16 protein-coding genes are annotated in these 18,839 nt (G+C 60.4%); 11 read left to right on the top strand and 5 right to left on the bottom strand.

Going from position 1 to position 18,839, the window contains the following annotated elements; genetic code table 11:
- Positions 1 to 8 precede the first annotated feature (8 nt).
- Positions 9 to 1,172 carry an ABC transporter substrate-binding protein gene (locus tag OVA00_RS35790; RefSeq protein ID WP_110819363.1) on the bottom strand — a complete coding sequence of 388 codons (1,164 nt, stop codon included), beginning with the start codon at positions 1,170 to 1,172 and terminating at the stop codon, positions 9 to 11.
- Between the two features lie 22 nt (positions 1,173 to 1,194).
- Positions 1,195 to 3,081, bottom strand: a complete 1,887-nt coding sequence (locus OVA00_RS35785) for a branched-chain amino acid ABC transporter ATP-binding protein/permease (protein WP_268090754.1) — start codon at positions 3,079 to 3,081, stop codon at positions 1,195 to 1,197.
- Between the two features lie 174 nt (positions 3,082 to 3,255).
- On the opposite strand from OVA00_RS35785, the gene OVA00_RS35780 reads away from it, so the two are divergent.
- From OVA00_RS35780 to OVA00_RS35750, 7 genes are all read left to right on the top strand, one after another.
- Entirely contained in the window at positions 3,256 to 4,137 is an 882-nt protein-coding gene (locus tag OVA00_RS35780; protein WP_060516737.1) for a MurR/RpiR family transcriptional regulator, read from the top strand.
- Between the two features lie 47 nt (positions 4,138 to 4,184).
- Positions 4,185 to 4,847: an isochorismatase family cysteine hydrolase gene (locus OVA00_RS35775; protein WP_082566430.1), complete on the top strand. Its 663-nt coding sequence runs from the start codon at positions 4,185 to 4,187 to the stop codon at positions 4,845 to 4,847.
- A 38-nt stretch (positions 4,848 to 4,885) separates the two neighbouring features.
- Complete coding sequence (locus OVA00_RS35770; protein ID WP_268090753.1) at positions 4,886 to 6,229, top strand: glutamine synthetase family protein; 1,344 nt, start codon at positions 4,886 to 4,888, stop codon at positions 6,227 to 6,229.
- A gap of 18 nt (positions 6,230 to 6,247) precedes the next feature.
- Positions 6,248 to 7,066: an N-formylglutamate amidohydrolase gene (locus tag OVA00_RS35765; protein ID WP_060609407.1), complete on the top strand. Its 819-nt coding sequence runs from the start codon at positions 6,248 to 6,250 to the stop codon at positions 7,064 to 7,066.
- Entirely contained in the window at positions 7,063 to 8,367 is a 1,305-nt protein-coding gene (locus OVA00_RS35760) for an aspartate aminotransferase family protein (RefSeq protein ID WP_060644492.1), read from the top strand. The genes OVA00_RS35765 and OVA00_RS35760 overlap by 4 nt, the downstream gene beginning before the upstream one ends.
- Positions 8,368 to 8,545: 178 nt before the next feature.
- On the top strand, positions 8,546 to 10,843 hold the full coding sequence (locus OVA00_RS35755; protein WP_110819358.1) for a PBP1A family penicillin-binding protein: 2,298 nt from the start codon (positions 8,546 to 8,548) through the stop codon (positions 10,841 to 10,843).
- 415 nt (positions 10,844 to 11,258) lie between these two features.
- Positions 11,259 to 11,456 (top strand): hypothetical protein, encoded by a 198-nt coding sequence (locus tag OVA00_RS35750; protein ID WP_268090751.1) that lies wholly within the window; start codon positions 11,259 to 11,261, stop codon positions 11,454 to 11,456.
- 375 nt (positions 11,457 to 11,831) lie between these two features.
- Here the strand turns inward: OVA00_RS35750 and OVA00_RS35740 are convergent, their stop codons facing one another.
- On the bottom strand, positions 11,832 to 12,827 hold the full coding sequence (locus OVA00_RS35740; protein WP_060516753.1) for an ABC transporter permease: 996 nt from the start codon (positions 12,825 to 12,827) through the stop codon (positions 11,832 to 11,834).
- Between the two features lie 46 nt (positions 12,828 to 12,873).
- On the bottom strand, positions 12,874 to 13,665 hold the full coding sequence (locus OVA00_RS35735) for an ATP-binding cassette domain-containing protein (protein ID WP_226020917.1): 792 nt from the start codon (positions 13,663 to 13,665) through the stop codon (positions 12,874 to 12,876).
- 147 nt (positions 13,666 to 13,812) lie between these two features.
- Here OVA00_RS35735 and OVA00_RS35730 point away from each other — a divergent pair, with 147 nt between their 5' ends.
- The 4 genes from OVA00_RS35730 to OVA00_RS35715 all read left to right on the top strand — a co-directional run bounded on the left by OVA00_RS35730 (position 13,813) and on the right by OVA00_RS35715 (position 17,735).
- Complete coding sequence (locus OVA00_RS35730) at positions 13,813 to 14,793, top strand: NAD-dependent epimerase/dehydratase family protein (protein ID WP_060516755.1); 981 nt, start codon at positions 13,813 to 13,815, stop codon at positions 14,791 to 14,793.
- Between the two features lie 48 nt (positions 14,794 to 14,841).
- Positions 14,842 to 15,834, top strand: coding sequence for a sugar-binding protein (locus OVA00_RS35725; protein WP_060516756.1), 993 nt, complete (start codon positions 14,842 to 14,844; stop codon positions 15,832 to 15,834).
- Between the two features lie 179 nt (positions 15,835 to 16,013).
- On the top strand, positions 16,014 to 16,910 hold the full coding sequence (locus OVA00_RS35720; RefSeq protein ID WP_113135584.1) for an NAD-dependent epimerase/dehydratase family protein: 897 nt from the start codon (positions 16,014 to 16,016) through the stop codon (positions 16,908 to 16,910).
- Between the two features lie 42 nt (positions 16,911 to 16,952).
- Positions 16,953 to 17,735, top strand: a complete 783-nt coding sequence (locus tag OVA00_RS35715) for a FadR/GntR family transcriptional regulator (RefSeq protein ID WP_268090750.1) — start codon at positions 16,953 to 16,955, stop codon at positions 17,733 to 17,735.
- Positions 17,736 to 17,868: 133 nt separating this feature from the next.
- On the opposite strand, the gene OVA00_RS35710 is transcribed toward OVA00_RS35715, so the two are convergent.
- Positions 17,869 to 18,783: a LysR family transcriptional regulator gene (locus OVA00_RS35710; RefSeq protein ID WP_034798776.1), complete on the bottom strand. Its 915-nt coding sequence runs from the start codon at positions 18,781 to 18,783 to the stop codon at positions 17,869 to 17,871.
- Positions 18,784 to 18,839: the final 56 nt, after the last annotated feature.

The raw sequence follows: 18,839 nt of genomic DNA, 5'->3' as shown, positions 1-18,839 counted from the left end.
GTGATCGATCAGGGGGCTGGAACGTCGGCGGCCGCCGGAACGCCCTGACTGATCAGCTGGCGATTGCCGCTTTCGATCTGCACCAGCGATACCGAGCGCATCGGCATCCCTTGCGTGCCGGCATAGCTGATCGGGCCGGTCACACCCTGGACGTTTTCGAGCGAGGCGATCGCGTTGCGTATGGCAACCGGATCGATACTGTTTGCCTCCGTCACCGCCGCGTCGATCACCTTGCCAAGGTCGTAGCCGTTGGCGATGTAGACCGTATCCGGCACCTGACCGTATTTTTCCTTGTACTTCACATTGAAGTCAGCAAGCGGGCTGCCTTCGCTGGCAAAGCCTGCGGTTGTAAAGACAACCCCGTCGACGGTGGCACCAAGGCCGAAGGTCGTGGGCGAATCGATGCCGTCGCTGCCGAGGATCGGCGTGGCCACCCCTGCACCGCGCAGCTGACGGATGAAGGCTGGGAAATCCGGCTCGTAGGCCGCCGTCATGATGACGTCGGGCGCCGGGTTCATCGCCTTGATCTTGGTGACCTCGGCGCCGAAGTCCTGCTGGCCCATGCTGTAGGTGCCCTCACCGAGCAGTTCGCCGCCCTTGGCTTTGAACGCAACGGCGAAATACTCCGGCAGCTTCAGAGTATAGGCGCTATCCGGCGACTTCAGGATGTAGGCCTTCTTGTAACCCTTCTCGAACGCGTAGGTCGCAAGAACAGAGGCCTGGACGTTGTCGGCCGGATAATTGCCAAACATGTAGTCGCCCACCGCAAGCGGCATGGTCGGCGTCGTGGCGCAGAAGGAGAAGGCGGGGATCTGGGCTGCCTGCGTCACCTGGCCGGCAGCAATCGACGGATCGGCATCGCAAGGCGTGATCACGATCTTGACGCCTTCGTCAACCAGCTCCTGCGCCACCAGCGCCGTCTGCGCCGCATCCGAGCGCGTATCCTTGGCGACGAGCTTGATCGGGAATTTGCCGGCAGCACCACCGGCCGCATTGATCTCCTCGACCGCCATTTCCAGACCCTTCAGCGACGGCTGGTCATAGGGTGCAAGACCGCCGGTCTGTGCGGTCGCAAGACCGATAACCAGATCGTCTGCAAATGCGGGTAGCGGCGACAACGCGATACCGCCAAACATGGTTGTGAGGCACAGGGCCGTGACGTTCTTCTTCATCCGAAAAGCTCCCTCTTTTGATTTATGCTGGTTTATGCAGGCCCGGCGCGCCGGACGGCAGAACGGGGGTCCCGACGGGCGCGTTGCGCGCCTGCGCCGTTGAGCGGCGGCGGCCGATGTAGGCCTCGATGACATCAGGGTTAGCCTGGATTTCCGCCGGTGTGCCGATGGCGATCTGCTGGCCCTTGTTGAGCACGACGACAACATCGCAGAGCCGCATGATCAGCTTCAGGTCATGCTCGACGACGAGCAGGCCGAGGCGGTATTTCGTGCGGATGCGGTCGAGCACATGCATCAATTCCTCGGTCTCGGCCGGGTTCATGCCGGCCGCCGGCTCGTCGAGCAGCAGGTAACGCGGTTTCAGCGCCAGCGCGCGGGCGATTTCTAGCCGCCTCTGCGCACCGTAGGAAAGCGTGCCGGCCAGCCGGTCGGCAAATTCCGCGAGGCCCACTTCCGAAAGCACCGTCAAGGCACGGGCAGCGGGATCCTCACCGCCCGCCTTCAAGGCGCTCGCCGCGACCGTGACGTTCTCGATGACCGTTAGGTTCTTGAAGAGACGGATGTTCTGGAAGGTGCGGGAAAGGCCCGCGCCGGGAACCGCGTGAACGGCAAGCGACGCCACATCCTGGCCATCGATCAGTACGCGGCCCGTCGACGGCGGCACGACGCCGGACACACTGTTGATCAGCGTGGACTTGCCCGCACCGTTCGGGCCGATAAGGCCAGTGACGATACCGGGCTTGATCTCGAAATTGGCGTTCTCGAGCGCCACGAGGCCGGCAAATTTCTTGCCGAGGTTTTCGACCCGGAGAGAGCCGTGACCGGCTGAAGCGGCCTCGGACGCAGGCACGCTTTTTACCGGCACAACGTCCTTCTCTGTGGAGAGCTTGAACCAGCCGAAGCGCTCGTCAAGTTCGCGCACACCGAAGAGGCCATCCTGCAGGCGGTACATCACGACGAGGATTGCCACGCCGATCCCGATGTCGGTGAGGCCGAAGACGGTCGGCAGCTTGAGGAAGCCGAGATCGACGCCACCCTCGAGCTTGCGCAGGAGTTCGACAATCAGCATGATTACGGCAGCGCCGCCGACGGCACCCGAGACGGTGGTGATACCGCCGAGGATCAGCATCGCCAAAAGCATGAAGGTGAGGTTGAAGTAGAAGTCTTTCGGCGAAAACGCGCCGAGGAAATGGGCCAGCAAGGCGCCAGCAGCGCCTGCAAGCACCGCACCGAGAACCCAGGCGAAGAAGCGCTGCAGTTTGACATTGACGCCGACGGCGCTCGAGGCGATCTCGTCTTCGCGCGACGCCCGAAGCTTCAAGCCAGCACTCGAATCCCGATAGAGACGCGCAACCACCACGGCAGCGATAGCAAAGGGCACCGCCACCCAGAGATTGACCGCGCGGGGAATACCAAAAAAGGTCTGGCTGCCGCGGGTGAAATCGGTCGAGGCGACGAGCACAACATGCACGATGACGAGGAAACCAAGGGTCGCGATCGAAGCCGATGAGCCGCCAAGGCGCGCCACGGGAATGCCGATCAGCACCGCGACGAGCGCAACCACGACAAGCGCAATCGCAAGTGCCGGAAGGAAGGGCATGCCCATCCCGGCCAGCCATTCCGGCAGATGTGGCAACGCTGTCTTTTGGATGATCGGATTTAGCGTCAACAGACCCGACGCATAGGCACCGATCGCCATGAAGCCGACATGGCCGAAGGAAACGATACCGGAATTGCCGGCATAGATGCCGATGCCGAGCACGGCGATGACGTTGATCATGTAAAGCGTCACCAGGCGCTCGCCGCTGCCCGGAAAGAACAACGAGGCGATGGCGGCAGCGGCCAAAAGCGGCAGCGACGCTACAAGGATACCAACGACGGTTTCTCGCCTGACGCGCACCATCCGCATTCCCCCAGATTTTGGCCCGGCCGCGTATTTTTTGGCTCGGGCCCGTTCCCGACATGAACGTTATCGCAGATCGACCAAATGTCAATCTTGTTTCAAAAAACATTATCTGCTAGCAATTATGTAACAAAAATTAGAAATCGGAATTCACGCCATCGTTTTTGGGAGGCAGAAATCGTGGCAATCCGGGACCGACTGACAGACGGCGCAATTACCTTCACGCGCTCGGAACTGAAGATCGTCAGGCAGCTTCTGTCGAATTATCCGGCAGCAGGGCTGAACACGGTCGCGCATCTCGCGGCCGCTGCCGGCGTCAGCAATCCGACCGTCGTGCGCTTTGCCAACACACTGGGCTTTGAGGGTTATCCGGAGTTCCAGAAGGCGCTGCTCAGTGAAGTCCAAGAGCGCATGAGCTCGCCGCTCTCCATGCTCGACGCGCGCCGCCCGTCGCTGGAACAAGAGAACTTCTACCAGTACTTCCTTCGCGCCAGCATCCATGCGCTGGAGTCTTCGATGCAAATGCTGCCTTCGGAAGACTTCGAGGCAGCCGTGGATGCGGCGGCCGACATGAGCGCTCGCATCCATTGCCTCGGCGGCCGCTTCAGCGGCTTTCTCGCGGGCCTCCTCTGGTCGCACATGAAGCAGCTCAGGGGCGACACGCGCTGGATCAACGGCAGTCAGGCCGACCAGGTCGATCAGCTTGTCGACCTCGGCAAGCGCGACGTGCTTTTCGTCTATGACTATCGCCGCTACCAGAACGACACGATCCGCTTTGCTCGTCAGGCGGCCGAGCAAGGATCGCGCATCGTGCTCTTTACTGACCGCTGGCTCTCGCCGATCGCCGATTTCGCGACAGTGACGCTGACGGCACCCGTCGACACGGTCTCGCCCTACGACACGATGGTGCCGGCGATTGCCCAGACGGAGGCGGTGATTGCGGCACTTACCGCCCGCCTTGCCACGCAGTCACGTAGTCGCATCGAGCGCATGGAGGACCTGCGCCGCGGATACGCCATCACGGAGGACGCCTTCAATCCAGCCGTTGAAGACGACCGCTGACCCTTTCCGCCGTCCCGGCGAACCAAAATAAACCGAGGAGAATTCGAATGAGTGCAGTCACTGTCAAGGTTGGCGACGATCGCTTGAGGCGCGACAGCGCCTATGAGGCTGGCCGCACCTCGCTGCTGTTCGTCGACATGCAGCGCATCTGGTGCGAGCCGAACCTCGACCCGACCCACCCGCAGGACGCCGAGAGCTATTATCACAGGCGCCTGCGCCAGACCGTCATCCCAAACCAGGTACGCATTCTGGAGGCGGCGCGAAAGGCCGGTTGCGATGTGCTGCACACGATCATCGAAAGCCTGACGCTCGACGGCCGCGACCGCTCGCTCGACCACAAGCTCTCCGACATGCACGTGCCGAAAGGTTCTCCGGAGGGGCAGGTCATTCCGGAACTTTCGCCCATCGACAACGAGATCGTGCTGCCGAAGACGTCGTCGGGCGTCTTCAACTCGACCAACATCGACTACGTCCTGCGCAACCTCAACACCCGCTACCTGATCATCGCCGGCGTCATCACCGACCAGTGCGTCGACATGGCGGTGCGCGACGCCGCCGACCGCGGTTACCTTGTCACCGTCGTCAACGACGCCTGCGCCACCTATAGCGAGCAGCGCCATGACGCGGCCCTTCGTGCCTACTCCGGCTATTGCTGGACGACCGACACTGAGACGGTGGTCAGCCGCCTCGGCACTTTGCGCCAAGCCTGAGTCGCCGCCTAAAAAATGAACGAATAGAGGGGAACCCCATGACGGAAACCAACAACGGCAAGGCGGCCGCCGCACTGACGGAACTTGCCACCTTCGTCACGACCGACATCGCCGGCATCACGCGCGGCCGCAGTTTTGCGGCTTCCGAGATCGACAGCTACCTGCGCAAGGGTGTCGGCTGGGTGCCGGCCAACCTGGCGCTCACGCCCTTCGACCTGATTGCCGAGAACAATCCCTGGGGCTCGGCCGGCGACCTCCGGCTGATGGCCGACCCCGACAGCAAGGCGCGCGTCACCTGCCTGCCAGACGAGACGCCGCTGCATTTCTATCACGCCGACATCACCGACCTCCAAGGCAATGCCTGGGACTGCTGCGTACGCAGCTTCCTGAAACAGACGCTGAAGGAATACGAACAAGTCGGCCTCAAAGTCATTTCAGCCGTCGAGCAGGAGTTCCAGTTGCTCGGCGTCGACTGGCCGGATGCGCCGTCCTTCGGCCTTCGCGCCCAGCGCCGTGCCGAACCCTTCGGGTCTCTGCTGATGACCGCTTTGCAGGAAGCCGGCGCCGAGCCGGAAATGTTCCTGCCGGAATACGGAAAGGACCAGTTCGAAATCACCTGCCGTCCCGCCGACGCGCTGACCGCCGCCGATCGCGGCGCTACCATCCGTGCAATCACCAAGGAAGTCGCCGCCCTCTTCGGCTGGAACGCGAGTTTTGCCCCGAAGACGGTCTCGAATGGCGTCGGCAACGGCGTGCACCTGCATGTGAGCTTCACCGATCTCGACGGCAATCCGGTGACCTTTGACGCCTCGCGTCCCGGCAGGCTCTCCAAGATCGCCGGCGCCTTTGCCGCCGGCGTCATCAAGCATCTGCCGGCGCTGACCGCCTTTACCGCTCCGTCGGTGCTTTCCTACATGCGGCTCGTGCCGCACCATTGGAGCGCCGCTTACACCTGCCTTGGCGAAAAGAACCGCGAAGCGACGCTCAGGATCTGCCCGACACTGGACCTTCCCGGCAGCAATCCGGCCAGGCAGTTCAACATGGAATACCGCGCCGCCGACGCATGCGCCAGCCCGCATCTGTCGCTGGCCGTCTTGTTGAAGGCCGGCCTCGAAGGCATCAAGGCCGGGCTCGAACAGCCGCCCTTGATCAATTCCGACCCCTCCGATTTCTCGGCGGCAGAGCAGGAGAAGCTCGGTATTCGTCGCCTGCCCGCGAGCCTGCCGGAAGCTCTGGATACGCTCGCCGCCGATCCGGTCGTCATGGGCTGGTTCTCTCGAGATTTCCTTGACTGCTACATGGCGATGAAACGCAAGGAGATCGAGATCGTCGCTGGGCTCTCGCCGGACGAACTTTGTGCCCGCTATGCGGCGGTCTACTGATTGACGGATGGGCAGCCCATGACCTCGACAACGGCCATCAAGAGCCTAGAACCCGGCGCGCGACACGACCCGAGCGCGCCGCTGCTTTCGATCGACGAACTGCCGCCCTATGCGGTCTTCAACCCGGACGGCGCCTCCCCGATCCTGCTCCTATGCGAGCACGCTTCCAACCGGATGCCACGCGCGCTCGGCGATATGGGGCTTCCGCTGCACGAGCGCCAGCGCCACATCGCCTGGGATATCGGCGCCATGGCACTGGCTCAGCACCTAAGCCTCAGCCTCGATGCACCACTGTTCTTCACCAACTATTCAAGGTTGGTGATCGACTGCAACCGGCCGCTTCCCGCCCCCTCGATGATCCCCGAGATCAGCGAGACGACGGAGATCCCCGCCAACCGAAACCTGAGCGACGAAGAGCGGCAGCAGCGGATCGATACGCTGTTCACGCCCTTCGCTGAAGCGGTCAGCCGCCGTCTCGACCGGCTCGAAGGCGAAGGCAAGCGGCCATTTGTCGTCGGCATCCACAGCTTCACGCCGGTCTATTTCGGCAAGCCGCGCCCCTGGCAGGCCGGCATCCTCTATCGCGACGCCGTCGATTTTGCCGGTTCGCTGATCCGAGAACTGGCCAGCGAAAGCCAGCTGACGATCGGCGACAACGAGCCCTACAACATCCATCCCGATGAGGATTACACCGTGCCGGTTCATGCCGACGCGCGTGGGCTTCCGGGCGTTCTGGTCGAGGTGCGCCACGATCTGATCGATACGGATGCGGGCGTCACTGCCTGGGGCGAGCGTCTCACCCGGTGTCTTAAAGCTAGCGTAGGGGAAGCCCCGTGACCGCACTCTACGAGAGAGACCAAGCGGCGATCGCCAACCTGCAGAAGCTGCGCTTCTTCCCGCTTGCAGTGACCGGTGGCCGCGGCGCGAGGCTGACGGAGGAAAACGGCCGCGAACTGATCGACCTCTCCGGGGCATGGGGGGCGGCGAGCCTTGGCTATGGCCACCCGGCGCTGGTTGAGGCAATCTCCGGTGCTGCGGCAAATCCCGCCGGCGCCAGTGTTCTTTCTGCCGCCAATGGACCGGCGGCGGCCCTTGCCGAAAAACTCCTCACGGCCTTTCCCGGATCGGGCGACAACAAGGTCTGGTTCGGTCATTCCGGATCCGATGCCAACGAGGCGGTCTTCCGCGCTGTCACCAAGGCGACGGGACGGTCGGGCGTCATCGCCTTCGTCGGCGCCTACCACGGCTGTACCGTGGGCTCGATGGCTTTTTCCGGCCACAGCGTCCAGGCGGGCGCGACCAAGGCAGACGGACTGCTCCTGCTACCGTACCCCGATCCCTACCGGCCCTACCACGACGACCCGACAGGTGGTGCGATACTCGCAGAATTACGGGAGCGACTTGAGGCGGCGCCGGAGCGTTTCGCGGTCGCCTTCATCGAGCCGATCCAGTCCGACGGCGGCCTGATCGTTCCGCCAACCGGTTTTTTTAAAGCCTTTTCCGCGATCTGCCGGGAATTCAATGTGCTCGTCGTCTGCGACGAAGTGAAGGTCGGGCTTGGCCGCAGCGGCCGCCTGCATTGCTTCGAACATGAGGATTTCGTCCCCGACATCTTGACCATCGGCAAGGGTCTTGGCGGCGGGCTGCCGCTTTCTGCCGCGATCGGCCCGGCACGCATCCTCGATTGTGCCAGCGCCTTTGCCATGCAGACACTCCACGGCAATCCGATCTCTACTGCCGCCGGCCTTGCCGTTCTTGAAACCATTGAGCGCGACGAGCTTGCGCAGGAAGCGGAGCGCAAAGGCAAACTGCTGCGCGACGGCCTGGCAAGGCTTGCCGAACGATATCAACTGATCGGCGATATCCGCGGTCGAGGTCTTGCCTGCGGCGTCGACCTCGTTCTCGATCGGCAGACACGGGCTCCAGCGCGAGCGGAAGCAGCAAAACTTATCTATCGGGCCTATGAACTCGGCCTCGTCGTCTACTGTGTCGGGATGAACGCAAATGTTCTGGAGATGACTCCGCCGCTGACCGTCCCGGACACCGACATCGTTCAGGCATTAAACGTTCTGGATCGAGCTTTCGCCGAAGTCTCCGACGTTCCGGATACAGTTGTTTCGCAGTTCGCGGGCTGGTAAAGGCAGTCTCAAGACCTAAGCTCGCGCCCGCCACAGTTGGGATTTTTAGGTCCCACCTGTCGTGACGCGCGCACTGATGATGGCGGCGTATTTCCTTTGGCTGGAACCAGCGTCTTTGCCGTACGTTGAGAACCCGCCACAGTGCTCTAAGTCATTAAGGGTTTGAGCGTCTTAAAAAATGCCCCGCAATCCTCACGTCTCTACACGAAGTGGCACTGGGTCGGACGACCATCAAAAGGCGGAAGTGCTCGCCCAGAGAGCTCCCGCGGGAACAAAAGAGGCGGATCACAGCGCAGACGCTGACCCGTTGATACGAGCTGGAACGAGCGAACGTCCACCTCTGCCGTTTGAGCAGACCCGACAGGCAGCGCACGCTCTGCTTCGTGCGCTTCACTACGATTTGCGGGCTATCTCAACAGCGGTCAAGGTCAAGGTCCGGGCGGCTGCTTCGTCCGTAAAGACCAAGGTCCAGGCTGCGGATAAGCAAACTCTTTCATTTCTGCTGAAAAATCTCGGCGGGGCACTTGCGAACGCTCCCAAAAAGGCAGGACGAGCGCTTCGCCGGTCTAGCCAGCCTGTCTTGCAAAGGAAAGCCAGGTGGAAATCGGCGGTGCGGCTGACCGCCGTTTTCTGTATTCTGGTTGGTGTAACGGGGTTGGTGTGGGCGCTAAAAGATGTCCCTTGGGCCGAGATCCGGGACGGTACACTAAAGCCTATCGTGGTGTTGGAAACCGCGGACGGTCAGCCGCTGGTCAGACAAGGACCTTATCAAGGACCTTACGCACAGTTCGACCAATTCACGCCACAACTGATCGATGCGGTACTGTCTGTTGAAGACCGGCGGTTCATGGACCACTTCGGCATCGATATCAGAGGCATCGGACGAGCGCTTCTTCGAAACCTCAAGGCAGGGTCGGTTGTGGAGGGTGGTAGCACGATCACCCAGCAGCTCATCAAGTTGCAGTATCTCGACAGCGATCGTACGGTAAAACGAAAGATACAGGAGTTCGTGATTGCCCTGTGGCTGGAGTGGAAACTCGGAAAGCAGGAAATCCTGACGCGTTACCTCAACAGCGCCTATCTTGGCGCTGGCGCAACGGGTATGCCGGCCGCCGCACGCATTTATTTCAACAAGGATATCGGAGCGCTAAACCTTTCGGAATCGGCGCTTCTGGCGGGATTGTTGCGGGCTCCTAGCCTATGGAACCCGATCGACAATCTTGAAGGTTCCCGAAAGCGCACATCGGTCGTCCTCGACGCGATGGTTGCGAACGGCAAGGTTGACGCGTCAAAGGCTGCGCAGATCAAGGCGAGCTTTGCTACCCTCCACCCGACAACGCCAACGCCCCGATCCGGCAGTTGGTTTGCGGACTGGGTCTCACCGCAGGCGAGCGAAATCGCCGGGACTTCGCCGGGCTCGACCACAGTTCGAACGACGCTTGTTCCCCGGCTTCAGGGGATTGCCGAAAGGGTCATCAAGAGGGCCTTGGATACTGAGGGAAGAACTGTTGGTGCATCTCAGGCCGCATTGGTGGCAATGACCCCGGATGGAGCGGTTGTCGCCATGGTCGGCGGCCGCGATTACAAAGAGAGCCAGTTCAACCGTGCCGTCACGGCAAAACGGCAGCCGGGCTCCACCTTCAAGTTGTTCGTTTACTATGCCGCTCTGAAGGCCGGACTTTCCTTATCCGACCGGGTACTGGACGCACCGATCGAAATCAACGGCTGGTCACCAGAGAATTCCGGCGGCCGCTATCGCGGCTGGGTCACGATCGCTGAGGCCTTCGCCCGGTCTCTCAACGCGCCAACAGTGGCGCTCGCCCAACATGTCGGCCTTGACAAGGTGATCAGTGCCGCGCGTGAACTCGGGATCGACGCGCCACTTGTCGATACGCCTTCGCTGGCGTTAGGCACGTCCGAGGTCAGCTTGCTTGACCTGACAAGTGCCTATGCGTCCGTGCAATTCGGCAAGGCCCCCGTTGAACCCAGGGGAATTATCGAATTTCAGGCTTCGAACCAAGCAACGGCTTTTCGAGTCGGGGCAAAAGATACGCCAAGCGTGGATCTGGCCCCCTATCGGCGCGATCTCCTTTCCCTTCTACAGCTTGTTGTGGAACGCGGTACCGGGCGCGCAGCCGACCCCGGCGCGTTTGCTGCTGGCAAGACCGGCACCAGCCAGAACAATCGTGACGCTTGGTTTGTCGGGTTCACCGAGCCGCTTGTCGCAGGGGTCTGGGTCGGCAACGACGACGACACGCCGATGAAAGGCGTAACGGGCGGGGATATGCCAGCGCAGATTTGGCGGGATTTCATGCGGGAAGCGTTGGCGACCCCCGCAGCGGGCGTTCTGGTTGACGACAGCGCTCCGCCTCAGAGCTGCAACATCACCGCTTGCTCTCGCAGCTATCGCTCCTTCCGGCCATCGGACTGCAGCTACCAACCCTATTTCGGGGAGCGAAGGCTCTGCGAAAAATGACGAATACGTCGGATCAAATGCGAACCGCCCACAAAGGCGGTAAGCCTCGATGCCTTCCCCTCTCGGAACCGGCCAAGGCGGCCCAGCAAGCGGGAACCTTTTCCGTACATTCGTGTTTTTGCTTTGCTGATGATCTCGGATCCCTCCGGATCAAGGTAGGAGCCCCATCATCGCTCCGGCGAAGGTGGGGCTTTTTCACAACGCCGTCAACGCTTCGTGACAACACCGCGTAGCCGAGGGCCGCCGCCAGGCCGTGCGCAGGTCGTGCAACTGGAAGAGCTCGATCCGCTGGAACAGCTCGATCCGCGGACCATGGTCATAGCGATGACGGCAGACGTGCAATGGCCATGAGACAATTCTGCCCGAAGAGCGTTATGTAGTTGGTATGAGCAGATTCACGGAAACCGAAATCGCATTGATCGAGCGCCTACGCGCATTGAAGGCTATGCCGGACATGGCCATCAACGTGTTTGAAGTCGGCGATCCTTTGACCTCGGCAGGATTCTCGCAGGATGAAATCCTGGAGGTGCTCTACGCTCTTGAACAGGACAAAATCATCGCTCTGTTGCCTGGAAACCGACTGACAATGCTCAAAGAACTGCCGAATGGCTAGTGTGGCGCTGCGGGTTTGGCCGTAAATTGCCTCACCAAGTGCAACACCGTCGAGCTTGCCCTCGACCAAATCTCGACCTCTTTGCCCTCGGTCATAAGTATCCCCGTCTCCTGGCCCTGATGGCCATAGGCGCTGGCTCGTATGCCTATGGGTAGCGAGCACCCCGAGCCACAGCATGCTGGATCCGTCATGCCTCTCCTCTCCAGTGAGACGCATAGGTCCGAGCAGCCTTCACGACCGCAAGCGGCCTTCGAAGAATGGTAGGCGGGTGATGAACGCGTTCTCCACCGGGAATAGAACACAAACTCGCACTACCGCGCGCACTGGCGTGCGCGACCAACGCGTGAGAAAATCGCGTGCTGCAGGGCGTGTGCGCTACTCGCTTTGGCGGAAATTGCGGATGCGATCGAAAAGGACTGCAAGGATTATCGCGCCGCCGATGAATGTCCCCTGCCAGAACGCATTGATGCCGAGAAGTCCGAGGCTATTGCGGATCACCTCGATGAGTGCCGCACCGACAAGTGCGCCGAAGGCAGTACCTGCGCCGCCAGCGAGATTAGCGCCCCCAATCACTGCCGCAGCGATGACCTGCAACTCCATGCCCGCTCCAATATTGGTCGTCACAGCACCCAGCCAGCCGGTCTGAATGATGCCGGCGATGCCAGCCGACAGCGCCGAGATCATATAGACGCAGACCTTGATGGGTCGTACGGGAAGGCCCGTGGCAACGGCCGCCTTTTCGTTGCCACCAATGGCGTAAATGTAGCGGCCGATCCGCGTCCACCGCAGCACGAAGCCGGTCAGGAGCGCCAGCACGATCATGTAGATCACTGGATTGGCGATACCGAAGACCGCCCCACCGCCCAGCGCCAGCAGCTTGGCATGATCGGGGCCAAACTCGAAGACGACAGTATTGTTGGACGCGACCATGGCCAGGCTCCGGGCAACCGAGAGCATGCCGAGCGTTACGACAAAGGGCGGAAAGCCGAGATAGGCAATCAAGATGCCATTGAACGCGCCGATCACTAATGCCGTGGCGACCGAGACGGCAATGCCCGTCCCTATGCCGTATCCCGCATGCATCGTGACTGCAAGTACCATACTGCACAGGCAGAGCACCGACCCTACCGATAAATCAATCCCACCGGTGATGATGACAAGCGTCATCCCGAGCGCGATGATTGCGATGAAAGTGACGTTGCGGGTGATGTTGTAGAGGTTCTTTGCCGTTGCGAAACTGTCGGTGGCGAATGACAGGAAGATGCAGGCGAGAATGACGGCGACCAGTACCCAGAAGGTCTGGCTGCCCAGGACTGTTGCTGCGAGCGTGCGCTGCCTATGGGCTATCGTCTCGTGCAGCGTCGTTGCCATGTTAACCTCGCGTTCCTCCGGCGCAAAAGACCCAGATCGTTTTCCTCTATCCACCCTCAATGGCGCCAGTAATAAGCCCTGTCACCTCTTCCGGAGAGGTCTCGATGATTGGCTTGTCCGCCACCTTTCGGCCTCGGCGCATGACAACGACGCGATCGGCGACATCGAATACGTCGGGCATGCGATGGCTGATAAGCACAACCAGAATGCCACGATCGCGCAGTTGTCGGATGAGATGGAGCACTTCAGCGACCTGGCGCACGGAAATGGCCGCGGTCGGCTCGTCCATCAGAACGATTTTCGCCTCCGAAATCATCGTACGCGCAATCGCCACCGCCTGGCGTTGACCGCCCGACATCTGTTTCACGAGGTCGCGTGCTCTGGTCTCGGAACGGAGTTCCTTAAAGATCTCCGCGGCCCTCCGGTACATTGCCTTGTAGTCGAGCACGCCCAATGGGCCGATGCCCCGCCTCAGTTCGCGTCCGAGAAAAACGTTCGCCGCCGCGGTGAGATTGTCACAAAGGGCAAGATCCTGGTGCACGATCTCAATTCCGAAGTGCCGCGCCTCGACCGGGCGATGCAGCACGATTTCGCTGCCATTGAGGCGCATCGTGCCTTCGCTCGGTCGAAAGTTTCCCGCAATCATTTTGACGAGGGTCGACTTGCCGGCGCCGTTGTCGCCCATCAATCCGACAACCTGGCCTGCCTCTAACGACAGCGAAATGTCATTGACGGCCTGTATGGCCCCGAAGTGCTTGGAAATATTGCTGAGTTCTAGCAGCACGACCAGCCTTCCAAACTCCCAAGACGCGCGGCCTTCACCAAGGCGCGTCACAATATGCCCGCCCCTTGAGTGAGAGATTGCTTATTTACGCAAATCATCACAACCGCGTCAATGATCTCTCGTCTGATAAACCTTATTTGTATGACAATTAGACATTGACGAAAGTCGCAATCATATATTAGCTACTACTGGGAGATAAGCATGCTTATCCTTGTCACCGGGGCAACGGGCAAGGTCGGGCAGCACCTCATATCCACGCTGCTTGACCGACCACGTTTTTCGAAAGCGCGCATTCGCGCGCTCTGCCACAACCGCGTGCTCAATCCAAGCGAGCGCCTCGAGATTATCCGCGGCTCCATCGCCGATCGCGCGGTCGCTGACGCTGCGATTGCCGGCGCGACCCATATCGTGCATCTGGCGACCTGCAAGGAAACGCCCGCCGACGTCATGGATGTGACCGTCAAAGGTCTCTTTTGGCTGCTCGAAGCGTTCAGAATGAGCCCAACAGCCCGGCAGTTCATTCTGATCGGCGGCGACGCCGCGGTCGGCCATTTCTTCTATCGCCATGAAGGACCGATAACCGAGGTGACACCGCATCGCGCCTATCCCGGCAGCTACGCGCTCTCCAAAGTCCTCGAGGAGGTGATGGTCGAGCAGTACTCAGTCCAATATGGGATGAACGTCTGCTGCCTGCGTGCGCCGTGGATCATGGAAAAGGACGACTTCAGGCACTCGCTTTCCTTCGGCGACGACGTTTTCGGTGGACCGGACTGGAAGACGTATTTTCCGCCCCATGAAGCCAGGCGCCACGCAAAGGCCGGAACCGTACCATTACTGCGCGATGCCGACGGAAGACCGCTCAAGCGCAACTTCGTCCACGTCAGCGACCTTGTGTCAGCGATCCTCAGCACGATCGACAATCCGCACGCAGAGCGTCAACGTTTCAACATCGCCATGGATCGTCCGGTCGATTACGGCGAGGTCGCAAGCTATCTCGAACGCACGCGCGGCCTGCCGTCGGTCGATGTTCCAAGCCATTTCCACTCAAACTGGTTGGACAACAGCAAGGCAAAATTCCTGCTGGACTGGCAACCGGAATACGATCTCGAAAAGCTTATCGACCAGGCCTTTCAATACGAGCGTCCACCAAGTGACCCTCGTATCGTCTGGTATCCGGGTTGATTTGTGCCGCGGACAGAGGGTGTCCGCTTGTTTCAACGGGAGGATAAAATGAGGAAAGCATTGGTGCTCGCAGTCGCTGCGCTGGCGCTGGCCGCCGGCCCCGCCGGCGCCCAGACGAAAAAGCAGCTCGTCATCGTCGTCAAGGGTCTCGACAATCCCTTCTTCGAGGCGATCAATCAGGGTTGCCAGAAGTGGAACAAGGAAAACACAAGCTCGGAATATGAATGCTTCTATACCGGCCCGGCGTCGACTTCCGACGAAGCAGGAGAAGCGCAGATCGTCCAGGACATGCTCGGCAAGCCCAGCACGGCTGCGATCGCCATTTCGCCTTCCAACGCCAAGCTGATCGCCCAGACGTTGAAGTCGGCAAACCCGACAGTCCCGGTCATGACGCTTGACGCCGACCTTGCCAAGGAAGATGCGGGCCTGCGAAAGACCTATCTTGGTACCGACAACTATACGATGGGCGCGCGGATCGCGGACTACATCAAGAAGGCAAAACCGAACGGCGGCAAGATCTGCACGATCGAAGGGAACCCTGGCGCTGATAACATCCTGCGCCGTGCTCAAGGGATGCGTGACGTGCTGACCGGCAAGGACGGGCTGGCCGAGCTAAAGGGTGAAGGTGGCTGGACCGAGGTTGCTGGCTGCCCGGTCTTTACCAATGACGACGGCGCCAAAGGCGTGCAGGCGATGACGGACATTCTTGCGGCCAATCCCGATCTCGACGCCTTCGGCATCATGGGTGGTTGGCCACTGTTCGGTGCGCCGCAACCCTATCGCGATCTGTTCAAGCCGATGGCAGACAAGATTGCGAAGAATGAATTCGTCATCGGCGCGGCCGATACGATCGGAGAGGAAGTGGCGATCGCCAAGGAGGGTCTCGTGACCGCACTTGTCGGCCAACGACCCTTCGAAATGGGCTACAAGGCGCCATCGGTCATGCTCGACCTGATCGCCGGCAAGCCGGTAGACGATCCGGTATTTACCGGTCTCGATGAATGCACCAAGGATACGGCCGATACCTGCATCCAGAAATAGGAACGGTGGCCGGAGCGCCCTTTGACGGCCTCCGGCGCCTCCGCCCCATGATCAGCGAGCGCGGTCAGCACGCTTGACGGCCGGCCGCGACTCCTTGCAACGACCCCGCTTGGAAGTTCCCTTCGGCGAACTATCATCGACAAGACCATTCCCCAATTTTGCAAAGCACGGAGAGCGCAATGACCAAGCGGATCATCTTCACCGGAGGTAGCGGCAAGGCTGGCCGCCATGTCGTGCAATACCTCCTCGAGCAGGGCCATCAGGTGCTCAACCTCGACACGAAGCCCCTCGATAACCCGAAAGTACGCACGCTGATCACCGACATTACCGACAGCGGCCAAGTGTTCAATGCACTGTCGAGCTACACCGGCCTGCACGAATTCGACCCGTCGCTTGCGCCGCAACCGATCGATGCCGTTGTTCATTTCGCGGCGATCCCGCGCATCCTGATCGCGCCTGACAATGAACTCTTTCGCATCAATGTGATGGGCACCTACAATGTCATTGAGGCCGCGACGAAACTTGGCATCCGCAAGATCGTCATCGCATCCAGCGAAACGACCTACGGTCTCGTCTTCGCCAATGAGCCACGAAACCCGCACTATTTTCCGCTCGATGAGGACTATGACGTCGATCCGATGGACAGCTACGCGCTCTCCAAGGTGGTGAACGAAAGGACCGCGCGCGCCTTTGCGCTCAGAAGCGGAGCCGACATCTATGCATTGCGCATTGGAAATGTGATCGAGCCCAACGAATACCACCTTTTCCCAGGCTGGTTTGCCGACCCTGGATTTCGAAAGCGCATCGCCTGGAGCTACATCGACGCGCGGGACCTCGGCCAGATCACCCTCAGGGCCATCGACACGGATGGTCTCGGGTTCCAGATCTTCAATGCAGCGAACGACGAGACGTCTTCAGACCTTCCGACGCAAGAGCTGATCGACCGGTTCTATCGGGGCGTACCGGTCAAAGGACAGCTTGGCGAATACGAGACACTTCTGTCGAACCGGAAGGCGCGCGCGATGCTCGGTTTTCAGCCGCAACACAGCTGGCGGACCTATGTTGGCGGCAGGTGACGCAATGCGTGGCTAGAGGGTTCGAGATACGAGAAAAGATGAATGGCTGAACAGCGACCAGAAAAACGCTCCGCAGGCTCGGGTACCGCGGAGGCGGCGCGTGCGACCCGACGGCTCGACGCGCCGCGCATGTCAGGGCCGAGCGTTCATATGTCGCTCGCCGAAGATATCGGGCTCAGGATCGTGCGTGGCGACTATCCTCCGGGAACGATCCTGCCGAACGAGGCCCAGTGGACGGAAATCTTCAATGTAAGCCGAACCGCTGTCAGGGAGGCGATCAAGATATTGATGGCCAAGGGGCTACTCGCATCGCGTCCAAAAATCGGCAGTTGGGTGGAGCCGAAGGAGCGCTGGAACCTGCTCGACCGCGACGTCCTGAGTTGGTACGCACACTCGCCGGATCGGATCCAGTTCCTCAAGACCGTACAGGAATTTCGTCACATCATCGAACCGGAAGCCACCGCCCTTGCAACGATCCGCCGCAGCGAAGAACAGATGGCCGAAATCACCGAGGCACTGAGAGACATGGGGCAAGCGACAACGCTGCAGGCTCGCACCCAAGCTGACACGCGGTTCCACCTCGCGATCCTGCGCGCTTCCGGAAATGACCTCCTCATTCCGCTCGGGACGTTGATCGAATCCGCACTCAACCACCTTTTCCTGCTGGTAACCCGGAACGACAGCACCCTCGTCCATGCCCTTAGGCTCCATGAGAACATCGAGAAAAGCATTCGGCTTCAACGCCCGAACGCGGCCCGTAACGCCGTAAGGCGACTTTTAGCGAACACCGATGCACTCATTGCGCATTCAGAGCGCAACATGTGAGCTCAGGGCGCGCCGCACGTCGTCGTGAACAAACTGCTGCTGAGAGCTACCCATGCGGTGGACCGGCTAAGGCCCCCCGCGCAGCGTCAGGCCGAGGATCGCGATCGTGACAGCCTTTTACGGCTCGTGGCGTTCACGCAAATTCCGCGTATCGCGCGACATTGTGCTGCAACAAGGCGAGCATCGTGTCGCGCAACGGATCTCGCACCGCTTTCATCCAGGCGGCTGAGAGGGGTAGTCGATGCATCGGCGATCCCGATGGATGAGCGAGCGGGATGTAGCTGACACCTGACACAGCAAGTTTCGAGGTCCAGCGTGGAACGATGGCGGACCCGATTCCGGCGGCAACCAGATTGATTATCGTCTGCTTTTCATCGGCTATTTGTGCGACGCGGGGACGCATGTCAAAGTCCGCGAACAATCCCATTGTGAGGTCATGACTGTGCGGTCGCGAGCGGCGTTCTGGCACGATCAATGGCTCTTCCGCCAGATCCTGGACGGTAATTTCAGACCGTCCAGCAAGAGCACTCCCCATTGGTACCGCAACAACTGCCGTTTCATGAAACAGCAACTGCACATTCAGGGTGCGGCTGATCCCATCGCGAGGACGGATCAAAACAAGGTCGAGGCGCCCGGCCAGCAGTTTCGGAATAAGCCGGACAGACTTGTCTTCAATGATCTGGGTGATGACATCAGGCGCCGCCTCCCGAAAATCCTGCAAGAGCAACGGTAAGAGACCGGCGGCAGCACTATCGATCGCGCCGATGCGCAGTATGGCGGACGGCCTGTGTCGGGCTGCACGAAATTTTTCGGCGACTTCGTCAAGCCGCCCCAGGAGCGGCCGCACTTCTTGCAAAAGCGACACGCCGTCATCGGTCAGGCTCACGCTTCGGGTTGTTCTACTCAACAACTGCGTTCGCAAAGATTCTTCCAGTAACCGGATGTGCCGGCCGAGCGAAGCAGGCAGCATGCCCGTCTTCTGGGCAGCTCTTCCAAAGTGCAGTTCTTCGGCGACCGCGACAAAACACCTGAGCTGTTCGAGTTCCACCCCCACGCCCTCCATTATATCAATAAATTATATAATTGCATGAACCTTCATGCGCA

Origin of the sequence: Ensifer sp. SL37, from assembly GCF_026672675.1 — a bacterium.
Taxonomy (GTDB): domain Bacteria; phylum Pseudomonadota; class Alphaproteobacteria; order Rhizobiales; family Rhizobiaceae; genus Ensifer; species Ensifer adhaerens.
Note: the sequence above shows the minus strand (reverse complement) of the source record. Positions and strands in the feature narration are given on the sequence as shown.